The 12,768-nt window shown below is 72.6% G+C and carries 10 protein-coding genes; 8 read left to right on the plus strand and 2 right to left on the minus strand.

Going from position 1 to position 12,768, the window contains the following annotated elements; translation table 11 throughout:
• The first annotated feature begins 85 nt into the window (after positions 1 to 85).
• From LQ326_RS28350 to LQ326_RS28365, 4 genes are all read left to right on the plus strand, one after another.
• Positions 86 to 2,260: an ABC transporter ATP-binding protein gene (locus LQ326_RS28350; protein WP_234541489.1), complete on the plus strand. Its 2,175-nt coding sequence runs from the start codon at positions 86 to 88 to the stop codon at positions 2,258 to 2,260.
• Positions 2,261 to 2,385: 125 nt separating this feature from the next.
• Positions 2,386 to 2,928: a hypothetical protein gene (locus LQ326_RS28355; protein WP_234541490.1), complete on the plus strand. Its 543-nt coding sequence runs from the start codon at positions 2,386 to 2,388 to the stop codon at positions 2,926 to 2,928.
• Between the two features lie 5 nt (positions 2,929 to 2,933).
• Positions 2,934 to 3,110, plus strand: a complete 177-nt coding sequence (locus tag LQ326_RS28360; protein WP_234541491.1) for a hypothetical protein — start codon at positions 2,934 to 2,936, stop codon at positions 3,108 to 3,110.
• 228 nt (positions 3,111 to 3,338) lie between these two features.
• Positions 3,339 to 4,385: an EamA family transporter gene (locus LQ326_RS28365; protein ID WP_268207658.1), complete on the plus strand. Its 1,047-nt coding sequence runs from the start codon at positions 3,339 to 3,341 to the stop codon at positions 4,383 to 4,385.
• Here LQ326_RS28365 and LQ326_RS28370 read toward each other — a convergent pair.
• Entirely contained in the window at positions 4,355 to 5,188 is an 834-nt protein-coding gene (locus tag LQ326_RS28370; RefSeq protein ID WP_234541494.1) for a TIGR03943 family putative permease subunit, read from the minus strand. The genes LQ326_RS28365 and LQ326_RS28370 overlap by 31 nt on opposite strands.
• Positions 5,185 to 6,249: a permease gene (locus LQ326_RS28375; protein ID WP_234541496.1), complete on the minus strand. Its 1,065-nt coding sequence runs from the start codon at positions 6,247 to 6,249 to the stop codon at positions 5,185 to 5,187. Before LQ326_RS28375 ends, LQ326_RS28370 begins: the two co-directional genes overlap by 4 nt.
• Positions 6,250 to 6,788: 539 nt before the next feature.
• Between LQ326_RS28375 and LQ326_RS28380 the strand changes: the two genes are divergently transcribed.
• Genes LQ326_RS28380 through LQ326_RS28395 form a run of 4 tightly spaced genes read left to right on the plus strand, consistent with a single transcriptional unit; the run spans position 6,789 to position 12,725 of the window.
• On the plus strand, positions 6,789 to 7,583 hold the full coding sequence (locus LQ326_RS28380) for a TIGR03084 family metal-binding protein (protein ID WP_234541709.1): 795 nt from the start codon (positions 6,789 to 6,791) through the stop codon (positions 7,581 to 7,583).
• Entirely contained in the window at positions 7,580 to 9,277 is a 1,698-nt protein-coding gene (locus LQ326_RS28385; RefSeq protein ID WP_234541497.1) for an acyclic terpene utilization AtuA family protein, read from the plus strand. The genes LQ326_RS28380 and LQ326_RS28385 overlap by 4 nt, the downstream gene beginning before the upstream one ends.
• Positions 9,274 to 10,872, plus strand: coding sequence for an acyl-CoA carboxylase subunit beta (locus LQ326_RS28390; RefSeq protein WP_234541498.1), 1,599 nt, complete (start codon positions 9,274 to 9,276; stop codon positions 10,870 to 10,872). The genes LQ326_RS28385 and LQ326_RS28390 overlap by 4 nt, the downstream gene beginning before the upstream one ends.
• Before the next feature lie 8 nt (positions 10,873 to 10,880).
• Positions 10,881 to 12,725, plus strand: a complete 1,845-nt coding sequence (locus LQ326_RS28395) for an acetyl/propionyl/methylcrotonyl-CoA carboxylase subunit alpha (protein ID WP_234541500.1) — start codon at positions 10,881 to 10,883, stop codon at positions 12,723 to 12,725.
• Positions 12,726 to 12,768: the final 43 nt, after the last annotated feature.

Below are 12,768 nucleotides of genomic sequence, written 5' to 3' on the forward strand. Positions count from 1 at the left end.
GTAAAAAGGACCGACGGTTCGCCGTCGGTCCTTTTTGCTCGCGAATTTCGGTGGTTCTGGCGTCGGAGAACGGAGGTGGTGCGAAATGCGCGCGAAGGAGAGTGGGGGCGGGGAATGCGAATACGAAGCCGACGGCCCGAAACGGGAGGAGGATGGCGAGGAGTACGAGGACGAGGACGAGTACGAGTACACGCCCACCATCCCGGCCCGTGTCGCCTTCCGCCGCTTCTGGCCGCTGACCCGGGGGCTGCGCGGCCGGCTGGTGATCGTCTGGGTGTGCACGGTGATCGCCGCGCTCGCCGAGACCGAGGCCATCCTGCTCTTCGGCGACCTCACCGACCACGCGTTGCAGAAGGGCTCGCTGAGCGCATTCTGGAGCCCGGCCGGCACATGGCTGGGCATCGCGGTCGTCGGCGCGATCGTCGCGTACGCCGGCAACTCCCTGGCCGCCTGGCTCACCGAACGCTTCGTCATGCGGCTGCGCGAGCACGTCTTCGACCATGTCCAGCAGCTGCCCCCGCACTTCTTCCAGCGGCACCGCCAGGGCGACCTGCTCTCCCGCCTGACCAGCGACGTCGAGGCCATCGAGACCCTGGTCGTGTCCGGGCTGGTCGGCGCCGCGTCCGCCCTGTTCAGCGCCGTCTTCTACGCGGTCGCCGCGTTCTGGCTGCGCTGGGACCTGGCCGCGGCCACCTTCGTCCTCGCGCCCCTGTTCTGGCTGGCCGCCCGCCGTTTCTCCGGCTCCATCAAGGACGTGTCGCGGCAGGGCCGGGTCGCCGACGGCGCCATCACCTCCGTGGTCGAGGAGTCCCTCGGCAACATCGTGCTCACGCAGGCGTACGACCGCCGCGACGCCGAGCGCCGCCGGCTGCACGAGGAGGCGAGCGCCTGGTTCCGCGCGTCGGTCCGCGCCACCCGCCTCAACGAGGCCTACGAACAGCTCGTCCAGGTCATCGAGACGATCTGCGTCCTCGCCGTCATCGGCATCGGCGCCTGGGAGATCTCCACCGGCCGCATGACCCTCGGCCAGCTCCTCGCCTTCTCCGCCTTCCTCGGCTACCTCTATCCGCCCGTGCGCAGCCTCGCCCAGCTCGGGCTCACCGTCACCGCCGCCACGGCGGGGGCGGAGCGGCTGATCGAGATCCTGGACGTGCGGCCGTCGGTCGCCGACCCCCGGCGCGGCACCGGTACCGACACTGGCCGCCCGGACGGCGCCATCGAGGTCCGCGACGTCGGCTTCCGCTACCCCGGCGCCGACCGGACCGCCCTGGAGGGCCTCTCCTTCACCGTCAGCCCCGGCGAACTCGTGATCATCACCGGCCCCAGCGGCGCCGGCAAGTCCACCGTCTCCAAGATGCTGCTCCGCTTCTACGACCCGGACAGCGGCGAGATCCTCCTCGACGGCGTGCCGATCCGCGACTTCCCGCTGGCCCGGCTGCGCGAGTACATCACCCTGCTCCCGCAGGAGACCCTCGTCCTGCACGACACCGTCCGCGCCAACATCGCCTGCGGCCGCCCCGGCGCCAGCGAGCAGGCCGTCGAGGACGCGGCCAGGGCCGCCGACGCCCACGACTTCATCGTGCGGCTCCCCGACGGCTACGACACCAAGGTCGACCCCAACTCCGCCCGGCTCTCCGGCGGTCAGCTCCAGCGTCTGGCCATCGCCCGCGCGATCCTGCGCGACGCCCCCGTCCTCGTCCTCGACGAGCCGACCACCGGCCTGGACGCGATGGCCGCCCGCCGGGTCGTCAAACCGCTGCGCCGCCTGATGACCGGCCGGACGACCATCATGATCACCCACGACCTCAACCTCGCCCCCGACGCCGACCGCATCCTCGTCGTCGACCGCGGCCGCATCGTCGAGACCGGCCGCCACGACGAACTCCTCGCCCGCGGCGGTGCCTACTCCCGGCTCCACCGCTCCCAGAACAACGCGGCGATGGACACCGGCGAACTGCGCCTGCCGCTCTTCGTGGAACAGGGCGGTGCGGGAGGGGCCGCGGGGACCGTGGAGGCGGGGGTGCCTCATGCCTCCTACGCGGGAGCGCAGGGCGACGGAGGCAGTGGGTACGCCCCTCAGCAGCCGTACGGGAACATGTACGACTACAACGTGTACGCGGCTGCGGGGCTATGGCCTCAGCCCATGTACGAGGCCCACATGGAGACTTACGCGGAGGCCGACTACGGGGCGAACGTGCCCACCGCACTCCCCGACGGCCGGCCTCTGTTCCGCGACGAGAAGTCCTGGCCCGGCATCTGAGCCACCCCTGGACGGTCGGCAACTCCGGTGAGTGCCCGTCGTGTCCACCCTGCCGCCGCATACCGGTTGCACTGCGGGATCGGCAAGTGAAAGCGTCGGCAAGGGCGTCGTGACCTGAAGTCGGCATGGTGACGCGAAGTAAGCATCTGCACCGCGTATCCGGAGAGGTGACCGTGACGGCGGAGTTCGGGCTTTCCTGGCTGTCCATGCAGTGCGACGGCCTGGAGCAGACCCTGACCGTGGCGGAACTGGACTGCCTCGTGGAAAGCGGCGTTGGGCCCGCCCTCCGGATGATCGCTGCCCGTTCTGTCACCGACGTGCCCGCGCCGGGCCATACCCTGCTCGGCCGGGACGTACGGCTGCTGCTGGAGTCGCCTCCAGATGACCCGGTGCTGCGCGCGGTGTGGGTCGGGGGCGCGGACAGTGACTTCGATCCCCGGTGGGACGACGAGAGCATGCGGGGATGCCTGGCCGGGGTCGAGGCGGCGTGGCTGGATGCCGAACGGCTGGCGGACCCGGGCTTCGTCCCGCCTCCGCCGGCACCGGTGCCTGATCCGGGTCTGCGCGCGGCGGTGCTGGAAGCCATCGACTGCGCGGCGCCCCGGCTGGCGGCCGCGACGGGAACCGTGTCTGGCCTCCCAAGCTCCCCGGCCTGGTACCCGCTCTGACCGAGGTGGTCGAGAGGGTCGACGCGGACCTGGGTTTCCGGCTCTTTCTGCGAATGCTGAAGGCCTCGGCCCTGCCCATCGGCCTGCGTGATCACCAGGCGTTCCTCGCGGTCGGCGAACGGTTCGGCTACCCGGACCTGGTCGACGAGGGCTACCTTCACGTCGTCCCGAGCGTGCCATAGGCCAGCTCGCGGCAGGGCAAGGCGGGTGGCGAGCGAGCCACCGTGTGTCCCGGGGCCCTGGTACGGCAAACCAGCCGTATCGGGGCCCCGGTGCTCAGTGCCGTCCAACCCGGCGCCCTGGGCGGCGCCGACGCCTCAACGCCTCGGCATCTCAGCATCCAGGACAGTTCCATAAGAGGTTCACGCGCCTGTCGTAGTCCATTACCATGGACTGAGAAGTGCATCGTAATGAACGACGAATCTCCTGGACCGCCCGTGACCACCCCCAGCACCTCGCAGCCGGCGTCGACGCCCACGATCACCCCGGTGTCCGCGCCCGCCGTCACCGGCCTCCCGGGCCGGCGCCGCTCGCTCGGTCCCGTCGGGCTGGTGCTCGCCGGAGGGATCTCCGTGCAGTTCGGCGGCGCCCTCGCGGTGACCCTGATGCCCAGGGCGGGCGCGCTCGGTGTGGTGACCCTGCGGCTCCTCGCGGCCGCCGTGGTCCTGCTCGTCGTCTGCCGGCCACGGCTGCGCGGCCACTCCCGCACCGACTGGGGCACGGTGATCGTCTTCGGCGTCACCATGGGCGCGATGAACGGCCTGTTCTACGAGTCCGTCGACCGCATCCCGCTGGGCCTCGCCGTCACGCTGGAGGTGCTGGGGCCGCTCGCCCTGTCCGTGCTGGCCTCCCGGCGCGCGGTCAACGCACTGTGGGCGGGACTGGCACTCGGCGGCGTCTTCCTGCTCGGCGGCGGGAACTTCAGCGGCATCGACCCCGTGGGTGTGGGCCTGGCCCTGGGTGCCGGCGCCATGTGGGCCACCTACATCATCTTCAGCGCCCGCACCGGCCGCCGCTTCCCGCAGGCCGACGGCCTCGCGCTGGCCATGGCGGTCGCGGCCCTGCTGTTCCTCCCGCTGGGCATCGCCGAGGCCGGCGGCAGACTCCTGAACCCGACCACCGTCGCCCTGGGATCGTCGGTGGCGATCCTCTCCTCGGTCCTGCCCTACACCCTCGAACTCCTCGCGCTGCGGCGCCTGCCCGCCCCCACCTTCGCCGTCCTGATGAGCCTGGAACCGGCCATCGCCGCCATCGCCGGCTTCCTCGTCCTCGGCCAGGCCCTGACGGCGACCCAGACGGCCGCCGTCGCCCTCGTCATCGCGGCGAGCATCGGCGCGGTCCGCTCCCAGGCGGGAGCCGGGCGGAAACCGGCCGGCGCTCAGCCGGAGCCGGTCGGCGGCGTTCAGCCGGAGCCGGTGGCCGCCGCTCAGCGGGAAGGGAACGGCAGCGCGTCCTGATACCCGTTCGAGGGCCGCTGGATCCTCTTCACGGTCTGGGCGTCCAGCGCGACCGGCGCGGACCTCGTGCCCAGCTTCCCGCCCGGATGCCAGTTCCCCGTGACGGAGACCCAGGTGTTGGCGGGCGGGATGCTGCTGCTGTAGACGCGCACCTTCACCGACTGCGCGTCGGCCGCGCAGCAGGAGATGATGATCCGGGTCAGATCCCAGCTGCCGCCCCCCGGCACGGGCGTGACCAGCCCGCTCATCTCCACCGTCCGCGCCTTGATGGCGAGTGAGCGGTCCTGCTGCACCCGCGTGGTGAAGTCCGTGAGCGTGATGGGCAGCGGCGAGGTCTTCGGCAGCGGATCGAAGCCGTCCTGCTCCGCGATGACCTTGGCGGGCTGCCGGGCCGCGGTGTACGCGCCGAGCGCCGGCGGGGCGTAGAAGAGCAGGCTCAGCGCGGGGAGCAGCAGCAGCCAGGCCACCCGGGGGACGGCCGCGTGGTCGTGACCGTGATGGCCGGTGCCGTGGCCGTCGTCGTCACGGGGGTGTGGTTCGTGACCGTGAGTGTGTTCCGGCGGGTTGTGTGGTCCGGCGCCATGTGTGCGAGCACCATGCCTGCCCTGCTCGTCCCGGTCACCCCGCCTCTCCCGCGCCGCCGCCTCCACGATGCCCAGCACCAGCAGTACGAACCCGGACGCGATCAGCAGCGGCCGCATCCCGGGCTTGACGTAGCGCAGGCACAGGTCGGTGAAGAGGGAGGCGTGCAGCAGGCCGAGGCCGCTGAGGACCAGCAGGGTCACCTGAAGCGGACGTCTCACAGCAGCACCCCTCCGACCAGCACACTGCACAGGACCGCGACGACCGTGGTGGCGGCAGAGAAGCGGGCCGCGAAGGCCCGGCCGAAGGTGCCCGCCTGCAACGCGATCAGCTTGAGGTCGACCATGGGCCCGACCACCATGAACGCCAGCCTGGCGGTGGGCGAGAAACCCGTGAGCGAGGACGCCACGAACGCGTCGGCCTCCGAGCACACCGCGAGGATGATCGCCAGCGCGGCCAGGAACAGCACCGACAGCCAGGGTGAACCGGAGAAGGTGTCGAGCACCGAACGCGGTACGGCCACGTTGAAGGTGGCCGCGGCCATCGCGCCGATCACCAGGAAACCGCCGGCCTGGAGGAAGTCGTGCTGGAAGGCGCGCCGGAACTCCGTCCAGCGGTGGTGCCCCGGCTGGTGCCCGGTGTGCCGTACGGCGGGCCGCAGCCACTCCTCCCGGCCCAGCCAGAGCCACAGCCAGCCCATCACGGCGGCGGTGACCAGCGAGGCGAGCAGCCGGGCCAGCACCATGAGGGGAGTGCCGGGGAAGGCGATGGCGGTGGCGGTGAGCACGACCGGGTTGATGGCGGGCGCGGAGAGCAGGAACGCGAACGCGGCGGCCGGGGTGACCCCGCGTCCGATCAGGCTGTTCGCCACCGGCACCGACGCGCACTCGCACCCCGGCAGCACGACCCCGGCGACTCCGGCTACCGGCACGGCGAGCGCGGGCCGCCTGGGCAGCAGCCGCGTGAACACCCGCTCGGGCACGAACGCGTTGATCGCCCCCGACAGTGCCGTACCGAGCAGCAGAAACGGCGTCGCCTGCACGATCACGGCGAGGCACACCGTCTGCCAGGCCTGCAGCGCGGCCTTGCTGACGCCCTGGCCCACGAGGAAGAGCGCCGTGCCGGGCAGGACGGCGGCGGCCACCAGGAGAAGGGGCCAGAAACGTGGGGGGTCGGGCGGTGGCGGATCCTCGGTGCCCGCGTCCGCCGGGTGGCCGTCCGCCGGGAGTCCGACGACCGCGGCCGTCTCCGCCCCGACGGCGAGTTCATCTGTCCTCCGCACGCCCCGCACGCCTCACACATCACTCCATCGCCGGATGTTCGCATCGAACATAGGGCATGACGGTCCGGGTGCCACGGCGGGCTGTGCCAAGGATTGACCCAGGGTGACTCCAGAGGTCGCCAAGAAGCACCCCTTGGACGTCGGCAGAGGTCGCCAAGAAGCACCCCTTGGACGTCGGCAGAGGTCACCAAGAAGCACCCCCCGGGGGCGTCGTCGGCGAGATCACCGCGGCGGGCGGCACGGCCGAGAGCGCCGCTCTCGACGTACGGGACCGGGACGCCGCCGTCGACACCGACGCCGCCCACGCCGCCGTGTCCCGGGCCCCGCGACCACCCGGCCCGTGGACCACCCGGCCCGTGGACCACCCGGCCCGCGGACCGTCCGGGCTCCCGGGCCGTCCGGGCTCCCGCCCCACCAGGGCTCCCTCCCCCACCCAGGCCACCGGCAACCCCGCCGCGTGCCCGCCCCCTCCCATCGCGGCCGCCAAATTCATGCAAGCGTGCTTGATTGTTTCCTGGGTCACTGCCATGCTCCTCCCCATGTCCGATCCGACGCCCGTCATCGACGACCTGCGCGAGGAGAGTGCGGAACTCGACCGGCTGGTAGCCGAGTTGGGGACCGAGCAATGGGCTCTCGCCACCCCCGCGCCCCGCTGGACCGTCGCCCACCAGATCGCCCACCTCGCCTGGACCGACCACTCCTCGCTGCTGGCCGTGACCGATCAGGACGCCTTCGCCCGCGAGGTCGAGAAGGCACTGGCCGCACCCGGGGACTTCGTGGACAACGGGGCCGAGGACGGCGCCGCGAAGCCCCCCGGCCGGTTGCTCGCGGACTGGCGAGCCGGCCGCGAGGCCCTCGACCAGGCACTGCGCGCGGCGCCCCCGCGGGCGCGTTTCCCCTGGTACGGCCCCCCTATGTCGGTCGCCTCCATGGCCACCGCCCGGCTGATGGAGACCTGGGCGCACGGCCTGGACATCGCCGACGCGCTGCACGTGACCCCCACCCCCACCGACCGGCTCCGGCACATCGCCCGCCTCGGTGTCCGCACCCGCGACTTCGCCTTCGGCGTGCACGGACTGCCCGTGCCCTTCGAGGAGTTCCGCGTCGAACTGACCGCCCCGTCCGGCGAGCGGTGGACCTACGGCCCCGAGGACGCCGACGACCGGGTCACCGGCCCCGCCCTCGACTTCTGCCTCCTGGTCACCCAGCGCGCGAACCGCGCCGACCTCGCCCTCGAAGCCGTCGGCCCCGACGCCGACCGCTGGCTGGACATCGCCCAGGCCTTCGCCGGCCCGCCCGGCCCCGGCCGCACCCCGAAGGGCGACACCCCGTGACCCTGCGCATAGGCAACGCGTCCGGCTTCTACGGCGACCGCTTCGACGCGCTGCGCGAGATGCTCACCGGCGGCGAACTCGACGTCCTCACCGGCGACTACCTCGCCGAGCTGACCATGCTCATCCTGGGCCGCGACCGGCTCAAGGACCCCGGCGCCGGATACGCCCGCACCTTCCTGCGCCAGCTGGAGGACTGCCTGGGCCTGGCCCAGGAGCGGGGCGTGCGGATCGTCACCAACGCCGGCGGCCTCAACCCGGCCGGACTCGCCGACGCCGTACGGCAGCTCGCCGGCCGGCTCGGCATCCCGGCGCGCGTCGCACACGTGGAGGGCGACGACCTCACCGCCGCCCACCCCGGCAGCCTCGCCGCCCACGCCTATCTCGGCGGCTTCGGGATCGCCGAGTGCCTGCGGGCCGGCGCCGACATCGTGGTCACCGGCCGGGTGACCGACGCGGCCCTGGTCACCGGCCCCGCCGCCGCCCACTTCGGCTGGCGGCCCGGGGACCACGACCGGCTCGCGGGTGCCGTCGTCGCCGGGCACGTCCTGGAGTGCGGGACCCAGGCCACCGGCGGCAACTACGCCTTCTTCGCCGAGGCGGGGGCCGCCGGCCGCGACCTGCGGCGGCCCGGCTTCCCGCTCGCCGAACTCCACGAGGACGGCAGCTGCGTCATCACCAAGCACCCCGGCACCGGCGGCCTCGTCGACGTCGGCACGGTGACCGCCCAGCTCCTCTACGAGACCGGCGGCGCCCGGTACGCGGGACCCGACGTCACCGCCCGCCTCGACACCGTGCGGCTCAGCCAGGACGGCCCGGACCGGGTACGGATCGAGGGCGTACGGGGCGAGGCACCGCCCCCCACCCTCAAGGTCGGCCGCAACCGGCTGGGCGGCTTCCGGAACGAGGTCGTCTTCGTGCTCACCGGGCTCGACATCGAGGCGAAGGCCGCGCTGGCACGGGAGCAGATGACCGACGCGCTCGCGCTCGCCAAGTCGGCCCCCGAAGAGGTCCGCTGGGAACTGGTCCGTACCGACCGCCCCGACGCGGACACCGAGGAGACCGCCAGCGCGCTGCTCCGGCTCGTCGTACGGGACCAGGACCAGCAGACCGTGGGCCGGACGCTGAGCGGAGCCGCCGTGGAACTGGCGCTCGCCAGCTACCCCGGCTTCCATGTGCTCGCCCCACCGGGGAAGGGCGCACCCTATGGGGTCTTCGAGGATGTGTACGTCCCACAGGGCGACGTGCCCCATGTGGCCGTCCTCCACGACGGGCGACGGATCCCTGTGCCGCCGGCCCAGGACACCCTTGTACTCCAGGACCCGCCCGCACCACCGCTGCCCGAGCCGTACCCGGCCGGCGGTCCCACCCGGCGCGCCCCGCTCGGGCTGGTCGCCGGGGCCCGCAGCGGGGACAAGGGCGGGAACGCCAACGTCGGCGTCTGGGCGCGCTCGGAGGAGGCCTGGCGCTGGCTCGCGCACACCCTGACCGTCGACACCTTCCGCCGCCTCCTGCCCGAGACCCGCGCGTTGCCGGTCACCCGGCACCCGCTCCCCCGTCTCCGCGCCCTCAACTTCACCGTCGAGGGCGTGCTCGGCGAGGGGGTGGCCGCCCAGCACCGTTTCGACCCCCAGGCCAAGGCCCTCGGCGAATGGCTCCGCTCCCGCCACCTGGACATCCCGGAGGCTCTGCTGTGACCGTCCTCTCCTCGGCGCTGGACACCGCCTCGCCGGACTACCGGGCGAACCGCGACGCCATGCTCGCCAGGCTCACCGACCTGGAGGCCGAGCACGCCAAGGCCCTCGCGGGCGGCGGCGCGAAGTACGTCGAACGCCACCGGGGGCGCGGCAAACTCCTCGCCCGCGAGCGCATCGAACTCCTCCTCGACCCCGACACGCCCTTCCTGGAGCTGTCCCCGCTGGCCGCCTGGGGCAGCGACTACGCCGTCGGCGCCTCCCTGGTCACCGGCATCGGGGTCGTCGAGGGCGTGGAGTGCCTGATCACCGCCAACGACCCGACCGTGCGCGGCGGCGCCAGCAACCCCTGGTCGCTGAAGAAGGCCCTGCGCGCCAACGACATCGCCCTCGCCAACCGGCTGCCCTGCATCAGCCTGGTCGAGTCCGGCGGCGCCGACCTGCCCTCCCAGAAGGAGATCTTCATCCCGGGCGGCGCCATCTTCCGCGACCTGACCCGGCTCTCGGCCGCAGGCATCCCCACCATCGCCGTCGTCTTCGGCAACTCGACGGCCGGCGGCGCCTACGTCCCCGGCATGTCCGACCACGTGATCATGGTCAAGGAACGCGCCAAGGTCTTCCTCGGCGGACCGCCCCTCGTGAAGATGGCGACCGGCGAGGAGAGCGACGACGAGTCGCTGGGCGGCGCGGAGATGCACGCGCGCGTGTCGGGCCTCGCCGACTACTTCGCCGTCGACGAACCGGACGCGCTGCGCCAGGCACGGCGGGTGGTCGCCCGCCTCAACCACCGCAAGGCCCACCCCGACCCCGCCCCGGCCGAACCGCCCAAGTACGACCCGGAGGAACTGCTGGGCGTGGTCCCCGGCGACCTCAAGATCCCCTTCGACCCGCGCGAGGTGATCGCCCGGCTCGTCGACGCCTCCGACTTCGACGAGTTCAAGCCGCTGTACGGCACGAGCCTCGCCACCGGCTGGGCCGCCCTGCACGGCTACCCGGTCGGCATCCTGGCGAACGCCCAGGGCGTGCTGTTCTCCGCGGAGTCCCAGAAGGCCGCCCAGTTCATCCAGCTCGCCAACCAGCGCGACATCCCCCTCCTCTTCCTCCACAACACCACCGGCTACATGGTCGGCAAGGAGTACGAGCAGGGCGGCATCATCAAGCACGGCGCGATGATGATCAACGCGGTCAGCAACAGCCGCGTCCCGCACCTCTCCGTCCTCATGGGCGCCTCCTACGGCGCCGGGCACTACGGCATGTGCGGCCGCGCCTACGACCCCCGTTTCCTGTTCGCCTGGCCCAGCGCCAAGTCCGCGGTCATGGGCCCGCAGCAGCTCGCCGGCGTGCTCTCCATCGTCGCCCGCCAGTCGGCCGCCGCGAAGGGACTGCCGTACGACGAGGACGGCGACGCGGCCCTGCGCGCCATGGTCGAGCAGCAGATCGAGTCCGAGTCGCTGCCGAAGTTCCTGTCCGGGCGGCTGTACGACGACGGCGTCATCGACCCGCGCGACACCCGCACCGTCCTCGGCCTGTGCCTGTCCGCCATCCACACCGCCCCCTACGAAGGCGCGCGGGGCGGCTTCGGCGTCTTCCGGATGTGAGGGACCACGTGATTTCGACCCTGCTCGTCGCCAACCGCGGCGAGATCGCCTGCCGGATCTTCCGCACCTGCGCCGCACTCGGCATCAAGACCGTCGCCGTGCACTCCGACGCCGACGCGAACGCGCTGCACGCGCGCGTGGCCGACACCGCCGTACGGCTGCCGGGCGCCACACCCGCCGACACCTACCTGCGCGCCGACCTGGTCGTGAAGGCCGCCGTCAGCGCCGGCGCGGACGCCGTGCACCCCGGGTACGGCTTCCTCTCCGAGAACGCCGGCTTCGCGCGTGCCGTCATCGACGCCGGGCTGGTCTGGATCGGGCCGCCGCCGGAGGCGATCGAGGCGATGGCGTCCAAGACCCGCGCCAAGGAGCTGATGGGGATCGCGCCCCTGGGCGAGGTGACCGAGTCCGACCTGCCGGTGCTCGTCAAGGCGGCCGCCGGCGGCGGCGGGCGCGGCATGCGCGTCGTGCGCCGCCTCGACGAACTGGGCGCCGCGCTGCAGGGCGCGCGCGCCGAGGCCGCGAGCGCCTTCGGTGACGGCGAGGTCTTCGTCGAGCCCTACATCGAGCACGGCCGCCATGTGGAGGTGCAGATCCTCGCCGACACGCACGGCACCGTCTGGCCGCTCGGCACGCGCGACTGCTCACTCCAGCGCAGACACCAGAAGGTGATCGAGGAAGCACCGGCGCCCGGCCTCCCCGAGGGGCTGGTGAAGGAGCTGCACGCGCTCGCCGTGCGCGCCGCGCGGGCCGTCGCCTACGCCGGCGCCGGCACCGTCGAGTTCCTCGTCGCCGACGGCAGGGCGCACTTCCTGGAGATGAACACCCGCCTCCAGGTGGAACACCCCGTCACCGAGGCGGTGTTCGGCCTCGACCTCGTCGCGGAACAGATCCGCGTCGCCGAGGGCCACGCCCTGCCCCTCGACCCGCCACGCGCGCACGGCCACGCGATCGAGGCCCGCCTCTACGCCGAGGACCCCGCCCGCGACTGGGCCCCGCAGACCGGCACCCTGCACCGCCTCGCCGTACCGGACAGCGTCCGCCTGGACACCGGCTACACCGACGGCGACGAGATCGGCGTCCACTACGACGCGATGCTCGCGAAAGCGGTCGCCCACGCCCCCACCCGCGCGGAGGCCCTGCGCAAACTGGCCCACGCCCTGGAACAGGCCACCCTGCACGGCCCCACCACCAACCGCGACCTCCTCGTCCGCTCCCTGCGCCACGAGGAGTTCGCCGCCGCCCGCATGGACACGGGCTTCTACGACCGCCACCTCGCGGAGCTGACACCGCCCGCCCCCGACCCGCACGCCCCCCTCGCCGCCGCCCTGGCCGACGCCCACGGCCGCTCCCGCTTCGGCGCCTGGCGCAACCTGCCCTCCCAGCCGCAGACCAAGCGCTACCTGATGGCCGGCGAGGAACACGAGGTCCACTACCGGCACACCCGCGAGGGCCTCACGGCAGACGGCGTACGGGTCGTGCACACGGACGCGCGCCTCGTCGTGCTCGACATCGACGGCGTCCACCGCAGGTTCCAGGTGTCCAGGTACGGCGACCGGATCCACGTCGGCAACACCACCCTCACCGCCCTGCCCCGCTTCCCGGACCCGAAGGCCCAACTGGCGCCCGGGTCCCTGCTGGCACCGATGCCGGGGACGGTTGTACGGATCGCCGAGGGGTTGGCCGAGGGTGCATCGGTCGAGGCCGGCCAGCCACTGCTCTGGCTGGAGGCGATGAAGATGCAGCACCAGATCACAGCACCGGTCACAGGCATGCTGAGCGAGCTGCGAGTGGTCGTAGGACAGCAGGTAGAGCCCGGCTCTCTCCTGGCGGTAGTACAAGCGCCCCTTTAGGGGCGCGGGGCCGTATTCGACATGCGGCTACCGCCGCGTGAGC

Source organism: Streptomyces shenzhenensis (assembly GCF_021462265.1).
Lineage (GTDB): Bacteria > Actinomycetota > Actinomycetes > Streptomycetales > Streptomycetaceae > Streptomyces > Streptomyces shenzhenensis.

What these genes read in the sequence shown, in the direction of transcription:
- LQ326_RS28350 (WP_234541489.1), top strand. Translation starts at nt 86, where the DNA reads ATGCGCGCGAAGGAGAGTGGGGGCGGGGAATGCGAATACGAAGCCGAC.
- LQ326_RS28355 (WP_234541490.1), top strand. Translation starts at nt 2,386, where the DNA reads ATGGTGACGCGAAGTAAGCATCTGCACCGCGTATCCGGAGAGGTGACC.
- LQ326_RS28365 (WP_268207658.1), top strand. Translation starts at nt 3,339, where the DNA reads ATGAACGACGAATCTCCTGGACCGCCCGTGACCACCCCCAGCACCTCG.
- LQ326_RS28380 (WP_234541709.1), top strand. Translation starts at nt 6,789, where the DNA reads ATGTCCGATCCGACGCCCGTCATCGACGACCTGCGCGAGGAGAGTGCG.